This is a genomic window from Lentzea rhizosphaerae (assembly GCF_042649515.1).
Classification (GTDB): domain Bacteria; phylum Actinomycetota; class Actinomycetes; order Mycobacteriales; family Pseudonocardiaceae; genus Lentzea; species Lentzea aerocolonigenes.
Window position 1 is genome coordinate 57,557 of sequence record NZ_JBHRZI010000028.1, and the last position, 18,298, is coordinate 75,854.

The 18,298-nt window shown below is 69.0% G+C and carries 15 protein-coding genes; 7 read left to right on the forward strand and 8 right to left on the reverse strand.

What is annotated here, in order from left to right; all coding sequences use genetic code 11:
* Window positions 1–94: 94 nt before the first annotated feature.
* Window positions 95–2,440 carry a hypothetical protein gene (locus tag ACFOWZ_RS32190; RefSeq protein ID WP_382377703.1) on the reverse strand — a complete coding sequence of 782 codons (2,346 nt, stop codon included), beginning with the start codon at window positions 2,438–2,440 and terminating at the stop codon, window positions 95–97.
* A 119-nt stretch (window positions 2,441–2,559) separates the two neighbouring features.
* On the opposite strand from ACFOWZ_RS32190, the gene ACFOWZ_RS32195 reads away from it, so the two are divergent.
* Window positions 2,560–4,437, forward strand: coding sequence for a S41 family peptidase (locus tag ACFOWZ_RS32195; RefSeq protein WP_382377704.1), 1,878 nt, complete (start codon window positions 2,560–2,562; stop codon window positions 4,435–4,437).
* Between the two features lie 53 nt (window positions 4,438–4,490).
* On the opposite strand, the gene ACFOWZ_RS32200 is transcribed toward ACFOWZ_RS32195, so the two are convergent.
* From ACFOWZ_RS32200 to ACFOWZ_RS32210, 3 genes are all read right to left on the reverse strand, one after another.
* A complete protein-coding gene (locus ACFOWZ_RS32200) occupies window positions 4,491–5,066 on the reverse strand; it encodes a hypothetical protein (RefSeq protein WP_382377705.1) in 576 nt (191 codons plus the stop codon).
* 77 nt (window positions 5,067–5,143) lie between these two features.
* Window positions 5,144–5,719 (reverse strand): hypothetical protein, encoded by a 576-nt coding sequence (locus tag ACFOWZ_RS32205; protein ID WP_382377706.1) that lies wholly within the window; start codon window positions 5,717–5,719, stop codon window positions 5,144–5,146.
* 83 nt (window positions 5,720–5,802) lie between these two features.
* Window positions 5,803–6,729, reverse strand: coding sequence for a LuxR C-terminal-related transcriptional regulator (locus tag ACFOWZ_RS32210; RefSeq protein ID WP_382377708.1), 927 nt, complete (start codon window positions 6,727–6,729; stop codon window positions 5,803–5,805).
* 185 nt (window positions 6,730–6,914) lie between these two features.
* Between ACFOWZ_RS32210 and ACFOWZ_RS32215 the strand changes: the two genes are divergently transcribed.
* Window positions 6,915–8,705 carry a S8 family serine peptidase gene (locus ACFOWZ_RS32215; protein WP_382377709.1) on the forward strand — a complete coding sequence of 597 codons (1,791 nt, stop codon included), beginning with the start codon at window positions 6,915–6,917 and terminating at the stop codon, window positions 8,703–8,705.
* A gap of 114 nt (window positions 8,706–8,819) precedes the next feature.
* Window positions 8,820–9,569 (forward strand): PIG-L family deacetylase, encoded by a 750-nt coding sequence (locus ACFOWZ_RS32220; protein WP_382377710.1) that lies wholly within the window; start codon window positions 8,820–8,822, stop codon window positions 9,567–9,569.
* Window positions 9,570–9,640: 71 nt separating this feature from the next.
* Here ACFOWZ_RS32220 and ACFOWZ_RS32225 read toward each other — a convergent pair whose 3' ends face one another.
* The 4 genes from ACFOWZ_RS32225 to ACFOWZ_RS32240 all read right to left on the reverse strand — a co-directional run bounded on the left by ACFOWZ_RS32225 (window position 9,641) and on the right by ACFOWZ_RS32240 (window position 15,571).
* Window positions 9,641–10,258 carry an LPXTG cell wall anchor domain-containing protein gene (locus ACFOWZ_RS32225; RefSeq protein WP_382377711.1) on the reverse strand — a complete coding sequence of 206 codons (618 nt, stop codon included), beginning with the start codon at window positions 10,256–10,258 and terminating at the stop codon, window positions 9,641–9,643.
* 132 nt (window positions 10,259–10,390) lie between these two features.
* Entirely contained in the window at window positions 10,391–13,255 is a 2,865-nt protein-coding gene (locus ACFOWZ_RS32230) for a bifunctional RecB family nuclease/DEAD/DEAH box helicase (protein WP_382377712.1), read from the reverse strand.
* Window positions 13,256–13,360: 105 nt separating this feature from the next.
* A complete protein-coding gene (gene ku, locus ACFOWZ_RS32235) occupies window positions 13,361–14,023 on the reverse strand; it encodes a non-homologous end joining protein Ku (RefSeq protein ID WP_382377713.1) in 663 nt (220 codons plus the stop codon).
* 162 nt (window positions 14,024–14,185) lie between these two features.
* On the reverse strand, window positions 14,186–15,571 hold the full coding sequence (locus tag ACFOWZ_RS32240) for an SDR family NAD(P)-dependent oxidoreductase (protein ID WP_382377714.1): 1,386 nt from the start codon (window positions 15,569–15,571) through the stop codon (window positions 14,186–14,188).
* Between the two features lie 36 nt (window positions 15,572–15,607).
* Between ACFOWZ_RS32240 and ACFOWZ_RS32245 the strand changes: the two genes are divergently transcribed.
* From ACFOWZ_RS32245 to ACFOWZ_RS32260, 4 genes are read left to right on the forward strand one after another with little or no spacing between them, the layout of a single operon-like run.
* Window positions 15,608–16,327, forward strand: coding sequence for an HAD family hydrolase (locus ACFOWZ_RS32245; protein ID WP_382377715.1), 720 nt, complete (start codon window positions 15,608–15,610; stop codon window positions 16,325–16,327).
* Window positions 16,324–16,482 (forward strand): hypothetical protein, encoded by a 159-nt coding sequence (locus ACFOWZ_RS32250; RefSeq protein ID WP_382377716.1) that lies wholly within the window; start codon window positions 16,324–16,326, stop codon window positions 16,480–16,482. The genes ACFOWZ_RS32245 and ACFOWZ_RS32250 overlap by 4 nt, the downstream gene beginning before the upstream one ends.
* 43 nt (window positions 16,483–16,525) lie before the next feature.
* Window positions 16,526–17,728: a hypothetical protein gene (locus tag ACFOWZ_RS32255; protein WP_382377717.1), complete on the forward strand. Its 1,203-nt coding sequence runs from the start codon at window positions 16,526–16,528 to the stop codon at window positions 17,726–17,728.
* The gene (locus ACFOWZ_RS32260; protein WP_030472751.1) at window positions 17,725–18,141 is read left to right on the forward strand and encodes an SLATT domain-containing protein; all 417 of its coding nucleotides are present in this window, start codon (window positions 17,725–17,727) and stop codon (window positions 18,139–18,141) included. Before ACFOWZ_RS32255 ends, ACFOWZ_RS32260 begins: the two co-directional genes overlap by 4 nt.
* Window positions 18,142–18,298 lie beyond the last annotated feature (157 nt).

An 18,298-nucleotide genomic window follows, 5' to 3' on the forward strand; every position in this document is an offset into this window, starting at 1 on the left:
AAAAGCACGTTCGGGCCGATAGATGGCCCGAACGTGCTTTTCGCGCCAAAAAAGTATGTCTGGTTTGAGTGAAATGCTTGACTTGGTGCAGGGGTTAGCCCAGGTCACGCGCAACCAGGTCGGTGAACGCCTGCCGATATGCCGCGCTGCAGTGGTAGTCGCCGTGGGTCTCCACCTTGTCCGGAGACCCGTCGGTCTCGGACGCGCGGCGGTCGACGGAGTTCGGTTCCCAGCCGTGCACCGGAAAGCCCAGGTAGTCGGTGCGGCGCCACAGGTTGATCCAGTTCGCGCCGAGCAGCACCGACAGGCCGCGATCCGGTGTCGCGCCGGGCTCCCGGCGCCACGGGTCACACGAGAACATCGCACCCGCCCGCACCTCCGGCGTGCCCAGGACGGCGGGACCGAGCAGTTCGGGGAAGATCCGCCCGAAGTACGGCCGCAGCTGCACGCCGTACGTCAGCAGCTGAACGCGCCCCAAATACCCCTCCGGCAACGCGAACAGCGCCGCCACCGCCAGCACCGCGCCGAGGCTGTGCGCGGACAGCACGACACGGTGATCACGCCCGGAGTCGAGGAACTCGCGGGCGCGGTCGGCGATCTCCGGCACCGCGCGCTCGGCGTAGCACGGCGGTGCGAACGGGTGGGCCGTGCGCGGCAGGAAGCACATCAGGTCCCACAGCAGCCCGAGCGGCCTGCGGTTGGTCAGCATCCCCGCGCCCACGAACGACCCGATCACCGCCACCCCGGCGAGCCCGGTCACCCAGTCGCCCTTGTCCACCACCCACGTCACGCCCCACGAGGCAGTCCACGCCGGCGACGCGAACGTCAGGTAGCACGTCAGCACCAGCGCGAGCACACCGAGCGTCGACAGCACACCGGCGACGTTCTCCGCGCGATGCGTCACGGCGACGACGTGCCGCACCCGCACCACGAGCACCGCGGCCTCGTCATCCAGCACAGAAGGCCGCGCAACCCTGGAGAGCAGCACGAAGGCCTGCGCGATCACCAGCAGCACCAGCGGAACCAGCGCGCACGCGAAGGCCGCGCTGAACCACGAGTAGAACGACGGCACCCGCAGACCCGTGCCGACCCAGCCGCGGAACGTCAGCACCAGCACCGCCGACAGCATCACCGACGACGTCAGCGACAACCCCAGCAGCACACCGGGTCCCGCGCCACGCCAGGCCTGCCACTCGTCACCGGCACGCGGCCTGGCCCGCCACGCCAGCGCACCGCCGAACACGAGAGCGCCCACCCAGGTGAGCGGGATCCAGTACGTGGCAACCATGAACGCCACGAACAGCACCAGCAGAACGAGCGGCCCCTTGGCGTCGTTGCGTCGCCACGACCACGCCGCCAGCACCGACCCGACCAGCGCCACGGTGACCACCGGCGGTCCCCACGACGTCAGCCACAGCGGCCCGTCGAAGGCCGGCGCGATCGCGTACAGCGCGAACCCGTGCGCCACCAGCACGATCACCGCCGAGATCATCAGCAGCCACGACCACAGGCCGCCCTTCTCGGTCGACGGCACGTCCGGGCAGTCGGTCGCGGTCACCACCACGCGTGCCGTCACGAACGCCAGAACTCCGCCCGCCAACGCGGTGAGCACCAGGAAGAACCCGTGCTGCCACAACTGGGTGCTCGTCGCCAGCACCACCACGCAGCACCCCGCCGCGATGTGCAGGCGGGTGAGCCGGCGGATCCGCGGACTGCCCTCCCACATCGACGACCGGCTGAGCATCACCCCCGGCCGCCGCACGGGAGCGCGGCGCATCGTCGTCATCTCGTACCTGCTGCGCGACAACGAGGTCAGCGCCAGCAGCCCGAGCAACAGCAGCACCGGCACGGCGGACGCGGCGAGCACCCGGACGTGCCGCGGCGGATCGCCGAGCAGGTCCATGAACTCCGGGAGCTGCTTGCACGTGACGCCGGGCAACGAGCACTGGATCGCGTAGACGTCGATCGCCACCTCGCACACCGCGAGCACCAGCAACACCGTGAGCCCCAGCCCGAACAGCCGGGTCGAGGCGGCGCCACGCCCCGCGTTCCACCACACCATGCGCTTGGTCGTAGGAATCGAGTCGTCGGGCAGCCTGCGCGACCAGTAGGCGACGTTCGCCAGGCCGAACGGGAGCAGCAACGCCCAGCCGATGCGCCCCAGCACGTTCGCGAGCACCGACGGCACCCCGCTGCCCGGCACGCCTGGGCTGCTGCGCGCCATGCCGCCCCACGAGTACGCCTCGCGCCGCACGTCCTGCGCCACCTGCCCGGCGTGGTCGGCCGGCAGTTCGGCGAGCTTGTCCGGCTTCGGGCGCCAGAAACTGCCGAAACGATCGCCGCGGAACTGTTCGACCGCGTGGTCGGGGAGGGCCAGCATCGCGTACGGCGGCGTGTTGTTGACACCGTGGATGCGCAGTTCCAGGGTCCGTGGACTCATCGCCGCCCTCCCTTTACTCCAGTTGTCGTCCTCGAAACTGCTCCGGTTAGCGGCCGAACGGGTGAAAAAGGTGTATCCAGCGGCCCTGGAAAGCCTCTACTTGGCAAGGAGGCCCCACCATGACCGCAACCGCTCACCCGAATGTCGTGAACTCGGTCGGACTCGCCGAGTTCCTCGCCACGGCGGGCACGCTCACCCTGGCGCAGCGCAAGCTGATCGTCGATCAGGCATTGGTGTTGCTCGAGCAGAACTACGCGCACCTGCCTCTGAAGGTCGCGATGCACGCGGTGAACCCCGTGCAGAGACTCAGGGTGCTCAGAGCCAGACTCGAACGGCAGACCGACGCCACCGCCGAGCCGGAGTGGCAGTTCCACCGCGAGCTGTCGAGCACGTTCCACTCGGTGCGCGACCTGCACACGAACTACCTGCTGCCCGCGCCGTTCGCGGGCAAGATCGCCTTCCTGCCGTTCCAGCTGGAGCGCTGCTTCGCCGACGACGGCACCGAGCACTACCTCGTGGCTCGCACGGTCGCGAACTTCAACGGTCTTTCGGTCGGCGCCGAGGTGACGCACTGGAACGGCACCCCGATCGCGCGGGCCGTGGCGCTCAACGGCGCGATCTTCGCGGGCAGCAACACCGCCGCGAACCTCGCCCGCGGCCTCGAGTCGCTCACGTTGCGCCCCTTGGTGATCCAGCTCCCGCCCGACGAGGACTGGGTGATCGTCAGCTACCGCAACGAAAACGGCGCCCAGGAGGAGATCCGGGTCGACTGGCAGGTCACCGACAACCTGCCGCCGATGACCGACGTCGACTCACTGAGCCCGGCCGCGGCCGCGCAGGGCGTCGACCTGGACTCGGACGAGAAGTCCCGCGCCAAGAAGTTGTTGCACGCGCCCAAGGTCGTCCAGGCGGAAGCGGCCGGTGGCGCCGTCGCGATGGCGGCGCAGGACGTGCCGACGACCATGCCCGGTGTGTTCCGCGCGCGTCCGGTCACCACGCCGTCCGGCGAGTTCGGACACCTGCGGATCTTCACGTTCAGCGTGGAAGACCCGGAGGCGTTCCTCGCCGAGTTCGTCCGGCTCGCAGCCTTGTTGCCGCAGAACGGACTCATCGTCGACGTCCGCGACAACGGCGGCGGTCACATCTTCGCGTCGGAGTTCCTGCTGCAGACCATGACGCCGCGCCGCATCGACCCGGAACCCGTGCAGTTCCTCAGCACGCCGCTGAACCTGCGGATCTGCCGGCGTCACGCGGACGACCCGACCGGGCAGATCGACCTCGGCCCGTGGTTCCCGTCGCTCGACTCCTCGACCGAGACCGGCCAGGCGTTCTCCTGCGCGCACACGATCACACCGGCCGACGGCGCGAACGCCGTGGGCCAGACCTACCACGGCCCGGTCGTGCTGATCACCGACGCGCGGTGCTACTCCGCCACCGACATCTTCGCCGCGGGCTGGGCCGACCACGAGCTGGGCCCGATCCTCGGCGTGGACGACAACACCGGTGCCGGTGGTGCGAACGTGTGGACGCACGGGTTGCTGGCGACGCTGCTGAAGATCCCGGCGCCGCTCGACCCCGAGTCGCCGTACAAGCCGTTGCCCAACAAGGCGAACATGCGCGTGTCGATCCGCCGCACGTTGCGCGTCGGCAAGCTCGCCGGCACTCCGGTGGAGGACCTCGGCGTGCGCCCGACGCACCAGCACCAGGTGACGCGCGCGGATCTGTTGCAGGGCAACGTGGATCTGCTCGCGCGGGCGGGCTCGCTGCTCGCCGCGCTGCCGGTGCGCCGGCTCGGAGTGGCGGTCGCGGGAACGACCGTCTCGCTGGACACCGTGAACCTCGACCGGGTGGACATCTACGTGGACGGCCGCCCGGCCACCTCTCTGGACGTGACCGACGGCGCGCACACCGCCACGTTGACCGCGACCGGACGCGAGGTGCGCGTCGAGGGGTTCGCGGACGGACAGCTGGTGGCCGCGCGCAAGGTCGCCAGTTGACAGAACGGGCGCTTCCGGTGACTCCACGACCGGAAGCGCCCGCTCCTGTTGCCCTACCTGGTGAACGTGAAGGCGCGGTCGGCGGCCAGAACCGCCAGCTGCGCCTCGGTGCCCGGCGTCCAGCTCTGGACCCAGACGACCTCACCGTTCGGCCGCCAGTTGCGGGCCGACGTGATGCCGAACTGCTCGTCCTTGCTGAACACGGTCAGACCACCGCGGTGGTCGCTCGTGCTGCCGGTGCACTTGGCGTACTTCTCGCAGTACTCCTTCGGCGACCACTGGTGGAAGCCAGGCGCGTTGACCTGCGTGTACGTCATGACGTTCTGTCCCTTGTAGTCGAACGTCACGGTGTTGCCCATGTACTGCATGTCGTCGAACACGCCCGCCGCCTCGCCGCCCCACGGGCCCGGCTCGACGTTCTGCGCGCCCCGGAAGGCCCGCGGGTAGGTCTGCTTCTGACGTGCGGAGAAGCCGTCGGCCTGCTTCTGCAGCTCCGCCTTGGTCTTGTGGACCGGCGTGACGTCCTTCGGCGGCCACGGGTAGTCAGCCGTTGTGGACTGTGCCGACGCGGTGCCCGCGAGAGCGACGAGTGCGAGGCCCGTCAGGGCAGCCGCCATTACCTTGCGCATTGATCCCCCAATGGCGAGTTCTTGCTTGCACAGGAGGAGACGCTTCAAGATCACCAGAGGTTGCACACGAGTTTTCGCTAACGCGTGAACGTGTAGGCGCGGTCGGAGGCCACCGCTCCCAGCACAGCCAGATCGTCGCTCTTGTCACCCTGGATCCAGACCACCTCGCCGTTCGGGCGGAAGTTGTGCGCGTCCCTGTCGTTGTGGTAGCGCTCGTCCTCGGAGAAGACGATCACGCCGCCCTGGCCGTCGCTGACCGTGCCGACGCAGGTCGTCTGCTCGCAGAACTCCTTCGGCGAGCGGGAGAAGAGGCCGGGAGCGTTGACCTGCATGATCACACTGGTCTTCTCGCCGTGCTGCCTGAAGAAGACCTGGTTGGCCATGTACTGCATGCCTTCTTCGAACTGTCCGCCGCGCTCGCCGCCCCAGAGGCCCGGCGTGACGTACTGGGCGCCGGGGAAGATCGCGGGGAAGCTCTGCCGCTGGTGTGCGGAGAACTCCTCGGCCTGCTTCTGCAGTTCCGCCTTGGTCTTGTGGACCGGCGTGATGTCCTTCGGCGGCCACGGGAAGTCGGTCTGGTCAGCGGCGGAGGCCGTGCTCGCGAGACCGACGAGTGCCGCGCCCGTCAGGACAGCGGCCAATGCTTTGCGCATGTTTCCCCCATGCAGTGGTTTTTTGCTTGCACAAGGGGAGACGCCACGAAGATCACGTGAGGTTGCACGAGTCTTTCGGTGTCTTACAACCAGCCTCGCCGCATCGCCTGCACCCCGGCCTGGAACCGCGTCTGCGCCCCGCACCGGTCCATCAGCTGCCGCACCCGCCGCTGCACAGTCCGCGGCGCGAGCCCCAGCTGCCGTGCGATGGACTCGTCCGTCAACCCGGCGGCGAGCAGCCCGAGCAGGTTCGGGTCCACGTCCGCGGCCGCCGCGTAGATCCCGCCTGGACTGAACGGGATTCCCTTGTCCCAGTACAGTTCGAACGTCGAGCGCAGCACGTCCAGCAACGCCGACGGCCGGATCAGCAGGACCTTGTCCACCACGTCGCCGTTCGCCACGGGCAGGACGGCCGCGTGCGTGTCGATCACGGCGAGCTTGAACGGCAGCGTCGGGGTGACGCGGGCCCGTTCGCCGGCCGCGACCAGTTCGATGATCTCGGTGACGCGGCCGGGGATGTCCACAGCGGACCGGTCGTAGACCACGCGCCACTGCACGTCCCGTTCGCGCGTTTCGTCTTCCAGCGCCACGTGTTCGCCCAGCGGCGTCACGTACGGCGGCTGGTCCAGCACGCAGACCTCCTCGCGGGCGCCGCGCAGCAGGGTGTGCCACAGCTCGCGCACCGCGCCGGCGCCGGAGACCACGTCGACGAACGCGTTGTCCGCGAGCTCCTCGTCGCGGTTGCGCAGGTACAGCTCCATCAACGGGCCGACGTCCGCGCGCGCCCTGCGGTTCTGCTCCTCGCGGGTGGCGATGAGCGCCTCGACGGCGAGGTCCGGCGCGACCGCCTGCCACACGTCTCCCGGCAGGTGGCGGACCATGCCCAGCTCCACCATCTGCTCCAGCAGCTCGCGCGCGACGCCGATCTCCTCGGTGGTGCGGCTGCCGCCCGTTACCAGGAGCTCGTAGACGGCCGACAGCTCCGATGAGACGCCCAAGTGTCCGAACACGGCCATATTGTGCGCCATTCAGAGCAGTGGCCGTGTCGTGAACACGCCAGTGTCGTTATTCGGACTCCGCTAGACCTGTTTTCGCAGGTTTGCCGCGACTTACGGTCCTCGTCACCTCCGCAGCCGGTTCAGATCCCTGACGCCCTCAACGGCACGCGAAGGCCCTGTGTGGAAGGACCCGTCTCGTGAACGGATTGCGACGCACGAGCCTGTGCGCCGCGGCAGTCTCCGCCGCTGTGCTCAGCGTTGTCTCACCAGTCAACGCGGCCCCCGCCCCGGTTCAGTCCCAGCCGGACTCGACCCAGGTGAACCGTCCCTTCGAGCGGCTGATCGTCGGCTACAAGCCCGGCACCGCTGAAGCCTCGTCCGACTCCGCTGCCTCGGACGACGTGAAGAGCAAGGGCAAGTCCGTGCACCGCCGCATGTCGAGCGGTGCCGTCGTCGTCGACCTCGGCTCGAAGACCGCGAACGCGGACAACACGATCCAGGCGTTCAAGAACGACCCCGATGTCGCCTACGTCGAGCCGGACCTGCTGATGCAGCCGTTCGCCGACCCGAACGACACCGAGTACTCCCGGCAGTGGGACCTGTTCGAAGCCACCGCGGGCATGAACGTGCCCGGTGCGTGGTCCAGCACCACCGGCGCCGGCGTGACCGTCGCCGTGATCGACACCGGCTACGTCGCGCACAGCGACCTGTCGGCCAGGGTCGTCGCGGGCTACGACTTCGTGTCGGACGCCGCGCGCGCCCGTGACAACAACGGCCGTGACGCCAACCCGGCCGACGAGGGCGACTGGGTCGCCCGCGGTGAGTGCGGCACCGATGCCAGCGGCAACCCGGTGCCCGCCGCCGACCAGGGCTCGTCCTGGCACGGCACCCACGTGGCCGGCACCATCGCCGCGTCCACGAACAACAGCAAGGGCATCGCGGGCATCGCCTACGACGCCAAGATCCAGCCGTTGCGCGTGCTCGCCAAGTGCGGTGGCGCGACCTCGGACATCGCCGACGCGATCACCTGGGCGTCCGGCGGCACGGTGAGCGGTGTTCCCGCGAACGCCACGCCCGCCAAGGTCATCAACATGTCGCTGGGCGGTCAGTCGTCCTGCTCGACGACCTACCAGAACGCGATCAACGGTGCCATCAACCGCGGCACCACGGTCGTCGTCGCAGCCGGCAACTCGAACATGAACGTCGCGAACTTCACCCCGGCCAACTGCTCCGGTGTCATCACCGTCGCGGCCACCGGTCGTGAGGGCAACAAGGCGTTCTACTCGAACTTCGGCACCCGCATCGACATCGCGGCGCCCGGCGGCGAGACCCGTCGCGGCACCGACACCCCCGGCACGATCACCACGCCGGAGAACGGCATCTGGTCGACGCTGAACGCGGGCACCACCACCCCCGGTGCCGAGAACTACAAGCCCTACCAGGGCACGTCGATGGCCGCTCCGCACATCGCGGGCCTCGCGGCACTGCTGGTGGCCAAGAAGCCGTCGCTCACCCCGGCCCAGGTCAAGGACCTGATCAAGACCAACGCCCGTCCGCTTCCCGGCACCTGCTCGGGCGGCTGCGGCGCCGGTCTCGCGGACGCGACCAAGGCCGTCAACGCCGTGGACACCACGCCGCCGCCCAGCGGTGGCCTGGAGAACACGACCGACGTCGCGATCACGGACATGGGCACGGTCACGTCGTCGATCACCTCCACGGTGACGGGCAACGCCTCCTCCACCACCAAGGTCGGCGTGGACATCGTCCACACCTACCGCGGTGACCTGGTGATCGACCTCATCGCGCCGGACGGCACCGCCTACCGGCTGAAGAACTCGTCCTCTTCGGACAGTGCCGACAACGTGGTGGCGACCTACACGGTCAACGCCTCGTCCGAGGTCGCGGCGGGCACGTGGAAGCTGCGGGTCCAGGACGTGTACTCCGGTGACACCGGGTACATCAACGCCTGGAACCTGACCCTGCGATAGCTCCACCTGTTCGCCGAGGGGCGGCGCCTTCCAGACCTGGTGTTCTGGGGGAGGCGCCGCCCTTTCACATGCGTTGGGGATTGCCGAAGTCCCTTGGCGGGTAACGTCGTCGGCATGGCCACACTGGTGACGTTCCACGCGCATCCCGACGACGAGTGCATCGTGACGGGTGGCGTGATGCGGAAGGCGTTCGAGGAGGGGCACCGGGTCGTGCTCGTCGTGGCGACCCGTGGCGAGGCAGGAGAGATCCCGGACTTCCTGGAGGAGAACGAGGAACTCTGGCAGCGGCGAGTGGTGGAGACGCACGCGTCGGCCGACCTGCTGGGCGTCGCACGCGTGGAGTTCCTGGGGTACAGGGATTCCGGGATGATGGGGGACGAGCTCAACGACCAGCCGGGGTCGTTCTGGACCGCGGACGTCGAGGAGGCGGCCCAGAAACTGGCGGCGATCCTCGCCGACGAGGACGCGCAGGTCCTCACGATCTACGACAGCTTCGGCGGCTACGGCCACCCGGACCACATCCAGGTCCACCGGGTGGGCAAGCGGGCCGCGGAGATCGCGGGCACCCCGGCCGTCTACCAGGCGACGATGAGCCGCGAGAACATGCGAGAAGCGTTCCGGCGCGTCGGTGTCGAGAACCTCGAGTCGCCGGAAGAGGCGGGCACGCCGGAAGCGGCGATCACCGCACGGGTCGACGTGACGAAGTACCTGGACGTGAAGCGGGCCGCGATGCGCGCGCACGCCTCGCAGATCCCGGAGCAGTCGTTCTTCCTGGCGATGGACGACGAGACGTTCGCCTTCGCGTTCGGCACCGAGTGGTTCATCCGCGAGGGCCACGCCCCGGAAACCACCCTGCCCCTCTGATCTGACCGCACGCGGGGGCCCCGCGTTCCTCTGAAGGTAACGCAGGACTCCCGCGTGACTTCAAAACAGCATCACGCGCTGCGGCGGCGGCGCAGGAACAGCAGGGTGCCGGCACCGGCACCGACGAGGCCCAGACCCGAGAGCAGCAGCCACATCGGGGACGCACCGGTCGCGGCGAGCGGCGGTTCCGGCGTGCTGCCACCGGGAGCCGGCGCAGTCGGCGTCGTCGACGACGGCGCGGAGGTCGAGGGCGCCTCCGTGGTCGTGGTGACCTGCTTGACCGGCTTCGTCGTCGTGGCCGGCGGCGTCTTCACGCACTTCTTGTTGTCGAGGGTGAAGACCCTGCTCCAGTACGGGTTCTGGTTCTCGATGTCGGGGTCGTCAGAGGCCCGGACCGTCACCTTGTAGGTGTGGTCCTCCGTGCTGGTGGTCGGCCACTTCTTGGTCGGCAGGCCGTTGTCGAACTTGATCTGCTCGACCTGCTTCCCGTCGATCTCGACGGTCAGGGTGTTCTGGCCCTTGCGGGTGTTGTAGTCCCTGAGTTCCACGCTCAGCACGGACTGCTTGGCCGCCTCGTCACAGTCGACGTTCACCGTCGGGGTGTGTGCGAACGCCGGGGTGGCGAGCGCCAGCGAGGTCAGAACCGCGGTGCCAGCCACCACGAACGCGCCGAGAACTCTACTTGCCAACGGATGTCTCCTGCTCTGGTTGTGCACGGGGGGACGAGCGCATTCACTTTCTTGATCACCCGACCGGGTGAACCGCGCCACGCTAGCAACACAGAGAGGTGGAAAGGTCACTGTCCGACAACACTTGCATCGTCAAATGGGGAATTTCTTCATCTTTTCGAGCAGGCCGAGCATCCCGGCCACCAGCCGCATCTGGTCCACGCCGCGGACGTCGGCGTCCAGCAGCCGAGGCGAGCAGATCATCACGGCGAGCGCCTGGGCACGGGACAGTGCCACGTTCAATCTGTTACGTGACAAAAGAAAGTCCAGGCCACGGGGTAGGTCCACGGTGGACGACGACGTCATCGACATGATGACCGCGGGTGCCTCCTGGCCCTGGAAGCGGTCCACTGTGCCCACCCGCGTCTCGTCGAAGCCCGCATCGGCGAGCCTGCGCCTGATCACTCTGACCTGCAGGTTGTACGGCGCCACGACGAGGATGTCCCCATCGGTCAGTTCGCGCGTTTTGCCGTTGTCCGTCCACGTACGACCGACGAGCGCGCGGACGGTGTCCACCACCGCGTCCGCCTCCTCGGTCGACGACGTGATGTTGTGGCGGTGATCGACCTCGCGCAGGTAGATGCCGGGCTCGATGCCGTCGATCCACCGGTGGGCGGCGGTTTCGTGCGAATGGAGCAGTCCGGCGTAGGAGAGGTCGGACACCGGCCGGCACACGGCCGGGTGCATCCGGCGCGTCTCGGCGAGGAAGTAGCCGAGGTGCTCGGGGATCACGTCCGCGTCGCCGAGCAGGTGGCCGAGCGCGGAGGCGTCCGAGCCGGGCGGGTGCACGCCCTGCACGACCTGCGGCAGCTGCTGCGGATCTCCCAGCAGCACGAGGTTCTTGGCGGCCGTGGCGACCGCGACCGCGTCGGCCAGTGCGAACTGGCCGGCCTCGTCGATGATCATCACGTCGAACGGCTGCGCCTTGATCACGGCGTTGGAGAACGTCCACGCGGTGCCGCCGACCAGGTGCCCCTGCGGGTGTTCCTCGCGCCACCGTGCCAGCGCGCCGTTGTCCCTGGGCTGGTCCCAGGGCAGGCCCTCCTCGGGCTTTCCCTTGGGGCGCTTGGCCATCGGGATGCTCGGGTCCGCACTGGACAGCACGTTCTCGACGGCCTTGTGCGACGTGGACGTCACCGCGACGGTCTTGCCCTGGTCGATCAGGTGCTTCACGAGCTTGGTCGCGAGGTAGGTCTTGCCGGCGCCGGGCGGTCCCTGCACGGCCAGCGTGCCGCCGTCGAGCTGGTCGACGGCCTTGATCACGGCCTGCACCACGTCGTCGTGCTGCGGCAACGCCCCCGGCGGGGTGCGCAGCAGCAGGTCGATGCCGGGGTTGCGGGGGAGCAGCGGCAGCAGGTGGATCGCCTGCTCGGCCAGTTCCGCGACGGCCTCGTCCTTGGGCGCGGCGGGCACCGGGCTGCCCGGCAGCACGGCGACGGGCAGTTCGGAGTGCTCCTGCGCGTTGCTCTCGGTCAGCACGAGCTCGTACGGGTTGTCGTCCGCCACCACGGCGTTGCGCGTGACGTTGCCGGGGTAGAGCAGCCGGACCTGCTCGCCCGCGCCGAACGGGTGCGGCCGCTCCGGGTCGATCCGCGCGTGTACCTGACGTTTGTGCGTGCGCACCCGCCCGCTCGGCGGCACCCAGTCCTCGGCGCGCAACGTGATCGGCACCGCGCAGTTGGAGTCGGTCTCGAGATCGGAGATGGGTGCGCTGGCCTGGCGGAAGAAGTCACCCCACGCCGGACTCGCCTCACGCCGGTGGTAGCCGACCGTCGCCGCGAACAACGCGTGCCCCTCGGCGATCAACGGCTCGGTCAGCGCGGCCATCCGCCGTGCCCGCTCGGCGGCCTTCTCACGCGCCGCCTCGTCCTGCTCCTGCGGCGGCGCGGTCTCGATTTCGTGCTCGCGCTTGATCCGCTCCAGCAGATCGCGAACACCTCGGGTCGGATTCTCGTCGTCCAGCAACGGTTTCAGCGCCTGGAGCGTGTACTCCCGCGTGGACACCCGCAGCACCCGCCGCGTCAACGCGCCGAGGTCGACGCACCTCCGCACCAGTTCGTCCACTTCGGACTCCATGGTCGCGGACCGCGCGGCGCGGCCGGCGAGGTCGTGCGGCGTGAAGTGGTAGACCGTGCCGGACGGCGTGCGCTCGACGAACTCCGCGAACGTGCCCTCCCAGCCCGGCGTCCGGAACGTGTCGCCGTCGACTTCGAGGAAGACGTCGTGGTCGGCCGGGTCGGGCAGGTTCTGCAGCGCTTCCGGGGCGACGACCTCGTAGCTGGTCACGCCGGTGCGTTCCTGCTGCACCTGGAGTCGGGCCTGCGCGGTCAGCGCGGTGAAGCTCGCGGGGGACAGGGTGGTCGGCCGTTCCTCGGTGGCCGCAAGGGCGTCGATCGTGTCAATGCCGGCTGAAACCAGCTTCCGTCGCTGGTCGGCCCGCAGGCCCGCCACGAGCGAGAGGTCACGCGCCTCCTCACGTCCGGCGGCGCAGTGACGAGCGAAACGGCAGCCGTTGCACGCGGCCCTGACATCGCCCCACGACCGCTTCGGTGCAGGTGGGGGCTTCGCGAGCCGGGTTTTCAGCCGACTCAGCAACGGCGTGAAGTCGGCGATGCGGAACGTCGTGCGCCGACCGTCGACGATCAGGTGTGCGCGAGCGGCCCCGCATGCCTGCGCCGCGGCGGTCAGCGACAGGACGGCCAGGGGAGTGGCCTCCTGTGCTTCGTCGCACGGCTCGTAGCCGTCCGGGGTGAGCACGAGGGTTTGCGCCGTGCAGTGGAAGACGCCGTCGAAGAACACGGCGTTCTCGACGAGGTCCTTGCCGGCCCGCATCTCGGCGGCCGTGCGCTCGGCCTCGGCGTGCAGCGCGTCCGGGTCGCCTTGCCGGTCGGCTCGGCCGAGGTAGCTGCGGTGCTCGCATTCGAGCAGGTCGACGAGGTCGGACGGGCCGGCGAGCATGGTCGCCGATAGTAGTGCCCCTGGGAGCACGGGCGGACGACCCGCGTTCATCCCCGGTACGCGCGTCGTCCGCCCGCACCCTCAGGAGCTGGTGGCGCGACGCAGCTAGACGTTCGCCTCCACCAGGTGCAGCAACGCCTCCTGGTGCGTGTTCGGGTAGTCGTGCGGCTTGAACGGACGGGTCTGCGCCCGCACCAGCGCCGCCGCGGCCGCCAGTTCCCCGGTCCGCACCTCCGTGTCGCGGTGCAGGAACGCGAAGTGCGGCTCCCGCACCTCGTCCGGCCACAGCAACGTGTGCAGCACGATCACCCCGTGCTGCGGCCTCAGCGCGGCCAGCGTGTCCTTGCCCCGCAACCCGAACTTCACGATCGCCGCCGTCTTGGTGCGCTCCAGCGTCTCCCGTAGCAGCACGTACGACCGCACCGACAGGTCGTCCGGTTCGACGTAGTACGGGCGGTGCAGCGCCACCGGGTCGAGGTCGACCTGCGGCGCGAACTGCTGCACGTCGATCACGCCGTCCTCGGGCGCCGGCAGGTCGCCGGGGTCGATCTGCACGATGCGCCCGTCGTCGAGCTCGTAGCCCCGCCCGATGTCCTCCGGCGTCAGCCGCAACGAGCACTCGCCGCACACCTGCTGATGGCGGACGCGCCCGCTGTCCTCGCGGTGCACCAGGTGCACCCTGCTGCGGTGCTCGGTGGCCGCCGACACCAGCCGCACCGTCATCGTCGTCATCCCGAACCGGAGTGCTCCCCGCCACACAGTCCTCATGACAAATGAGTACTCGAACAGGTGGTCGAATAGGCCTGACCGGTGACGAAAGGGCTCGTTCGGGTGCGTCCGACGGGTACCTCGGACACGTGCGTCAACGGATGAACGGCGCATTTGTCCACCTCAGGTGCACAAATGCGCCGTTCATCCCGCGCGGGGGGCCTACCAGGCGGCTGGCGCGTAGTCCTTCAGGAAGCAGCCGTACAGGTCCTCGCCCGCCTCACCGCGCACGATCGGGTCGTACACCCGCGCCGCGCCGTCCACCAGGTCCAACGGGGCGTGGAAGCCCTCGTCGGCGAGCCGCATCTTCAACGGGTGCGGGCGCTCGTCGGTGATCCAGCCCGTGTCGACGGCCGTCATCAGGATGCCGTCGGTCTGCAGCATCTCCTCGGCGCTCGTGCGCGTCAACATGTTCAGCGCGGCCTTGGCCATGTTCGTGTGCGGGTGCCCGGAACCCTTGTAGGCGCGGGAGAACTGACCCTCCATTGCGGACACGTTCACCACGTACTTGCGCCGGAACGACGACTTGGCCATCGCCGAACGCAGGCGCGAGATCAGCAGGAACGGCGCGGTCGAGTTGCACAGCTGCACCTCGAGCAGCTCCACCGGGTCCACCTCGTCGACGTTCTGGATCCACGAGTTGACCGCGGCGGTGTCCGGCACCAGGCCGCCCGCGTCGATGTCCTTCGAGCCCGCCATCAACGCGAGCGTCGTCACCGAGTGCGCTTCGGGAACCGCGGTGCCGGGCAGTGCAAGCTGGCCGTGGCCGCCGAACGAGATCAGCTCGGGACGCCGCGCGTCACCGGTCAGCGCCTCGTGCTCGGCGGACGCCAGGGGCGCGTAGGCACCGGCAGAGCGGCGGACCGTCTGTGCGGCGTTGTTGATGAGCACGTCCAACGGGCCGTGCGCGGCCACCTCGTCCGCGAGCGCCAGCACCTGGGCCGGGTCGCGCAGGTCGATGCCCACGATCTTGAGCCGGTCGATCCACTCGGGGGAGTCCGGCATCGAGGCGAACCGGCGCGCGGCGTCCTTCGGGAACCGGGTCGTGATCGTGGTGTGCGCGCCGTCACGCAGCAGCCGCAGCGCGATGTACATGCCGATCTTCGCGCGGCCACCGGTCAGCAGCGCGTTGCGGCCGGTCAGGTCCGTGCGGGCGTCGCGCTTGCTGTGGTTGAACGCGGCACACGACGGACACAGGTTGTGGTAGAAGGCGTCTACCTCGACGAACCGCTTGCGGCACGTGTAGCAGGACCGGGCGCGCATCAACGTGCCGGCGGAAGCTCCGACAGCGTTCGACACCAGGGGCAGGCCCTGCGTCTCGTCGTCGATGCGGTCCGGCGACCCTGTGGCGGTGAGCGCCGTCACAGCCCGGTCGTTGGCCGTGATGGCAGCCTTGCGCTCGGACTTCCGGAACTTCTTCGCGGCCTTGAAGATCTTCGCGGTGGCCCGGCGGACGCGCACCGCGTCCTCGTGCTCCGCGGGCAGGTCCTCGACCTGGGCAAGCACGCGCAGGCAGACTTCCAGCTCTGCGGGGTCGATCGAGGTCATGAGCAGGCATTTTACGGGTGGAGGGGTGGTGGTCCGGTGACCGGGCCCGAACTGCTGGTGCTGTGGGACATCGACAACACGCTGATCACGGCGCGCGGCTTCGGCAAACTGATGTACGACGAGGCGTTCCTCGGCGCGTTCGGCAGGGCGCTGAACGGCCCGGTCGACTTCGGCGGACGCACCGAGCTGGACGTCATCGCCGAGGTCCTGCGCCAGCACGACATCGAACACACGGACGAGGCGTCCCAGCTCCTCGCCACCGCGCTGGCGAACGCGTTCCACGCCCGTCGCGAGGACTACCCGGTGCACGCCGAGGTGCTGCCCGGTGCCCTCCAGGCGCTCGAGCACTTCGCGAACGAGCCGCGCGTGCACCAGGGCGTGCTGACCGGGAACCTGCGCAGCGTCGCGCTCCTCAAGATGGAGGTGTTCGGGCTGGCGCACCTCGTCGACTGGGACGTGAGCGCGTTCGGCGATGATCATCTCGACCGCGCCGAACTCGTGACCTTCGCCCGTGAACGCGCGCGGCACCTCCGGCCGTTCACCCCCGACGAGGTCGTGCTCATCGGTGACACCCCGCACGACGTCCACGCCGCGCTGACTGCGGGAGTGCGGCTGGTGGCTGTGGCCACGGGGCGCAACACCGAGGACGAGCTCCGGGCGGCTGGTGCCGAGGTCGTCGTCAACGATCTGAGCGACCTCGACGAGCTGATCAGGCAGGTGTGGAAGACCTCCTCCCAGGGAAACCGCACGGCATGAACCCCGAAGCACCCGACGCCGACGTGCAGGAGCAGCAGCGGGAGGTCGTCCCGCGGGAGCCGGTCGAGACGCCGGAGCCGCCGCTGGAGGCGAACGAGGCCGACGCCTACGAGCAGCAGCAGGAAGTGCCCGTGGACGAGGAGGATGAGATCTAACGGGCTCTGGTCTGGCATCGATCACGGCGTTATCGTGCGCGGCATGCCCACAGCAGGCGGCCCGACAGTCAAACGGCTGTCCCAGCCGGACGCCGACATCAAACCCAAGGCCCTCGGCTTGCCCCGAGGGCGGACGGTGATCTCGGTCTTCGGCTCCACCGAAGACATCGAGACGGATCTCGCCGCGAAGTTGTTGCCGGTGCTCAGATCCGTCGTCGTGACCGCGGCGCGCAACAGTGCCGTGTTCGTCACCGAAGGCACCGACAGAGGCGTTGTCCACTTGCTGGGCATGGCTTTGCAGGCCTGCGAGCAGCGCTGGCCCGTCGTCGTCGGTGTCGCACCGAGCAGCAAGGTCCACGACCTCACCGAAACCTCCACCAACGGTCAGATCGCGCTGGAACCCAACCACAGCGTCGCCGTCATCGTCCCGGGTTCGGAGTGGACGGACGCGACACCGGTGCTGTTCCGCACGATCGACGCCGTCCGGCACAAGAAGCCGGTGATCGCTCTCGTCGTCGGAGGCGAGAACGAGAAGGAGGTCGTCGACCACCTCAGCGCGGACAGGCCGCTGCTGGTGATCGCGGGCACAGGTGGCCTCGCCGACCGCATCGCGACCGGTGACCTCTCCGGCGACCTCGCGGTCCTGGTGCGCAGCGGGAAGATCTTCATCGTCCACGTCGACGAAGGTGCCGGCAAGGTCGTCACCGCGCTGGACCGGTTGCTGGGCAAGGAGAAGCCCGTCAAGCCGCCGAGGATCTGGCCAGAGGTCCGTTACCGTGCACCGGAAGCGCGGCCGTTGGTCGACCCCGGTTTCGTCGTCGCGTACCCGATGCTCGCGGACGCCATCCACGACGCCAACCAGGTCGTCGCGCCGGCGTTCCAGGAGCTCGACGCGCAGGCCGAGGTCGAGCAGAACCGGTACCGTCTCACGGCCGTGCTCGCGATCGCGGGCGGCCTGACGACGACGGTGTTCGCCGCGTTGCAGACGTGGCTCAAGGACACGCCGTGGCCCGGTGTGCTCGTCGTTGCGGGCGGTGCGTTCGCCGCGACCATCACGATCGTGGCCCGCAAGCGCGAGTCGCTCGACAAGTACCTCACCGCCCGTTCGCGCGCGGAACGCCTGCGAGCGCTGTACTTCGCGCACCTCGCGTCGCCCGCGCCGGGCACGGAGGAAGCCCGCCAGGACAAGGTGGCGGACCTGGAGGCCGCGGTCAGCGACCGCAAGCACGAGGTGGTCAGGACATGAGCGACAAGCAACGCCAGGCCCAGTTCGTCGAAGCCTATCTGCGGCACCGTTTCCAGGACCGCCTCGACCACTTCGAACGCGCGCGCAAGCGGTACTCCAGCGCGCGGACGTGGACTGTCGCGATCGCGGCCGCCCTCTTCATCGCCGCCGCTGCCGCCGCCGCGGTGGGGATGGCCGACGGGCCGCGCAGGGCCGTGTGGGGTTTCGCCGCAACGACTTTGGCCGCACTGGCCACCGCGGTGTCGCTCTACGAGGCGACGTTCGGGTTCCGCCGCCTGGCGCGGGAGAGCGCCACCACTTCCGTTGCGCTGCAACGGCTCGCGGTGGACGGCCCCACGCCGGACGACGTCGACGACGAACGGCTGGTTGCATTTGTGACCGAAGTGGAGTCGGTGCTGAGGTACGGCCGATAAAACAGGCGAAAATCGTTTGAAATGCGAACGAAGAAAGCGCTCCCACCGGTGGCACGCAGCGTGGGTGATCGATTACGGAAAGCACAAGTTCTGGTGTTTCGGTGATCCCGTTGTCATGATGACCGCATCCCCCGATGCGGAAGCAGGCACGACATGA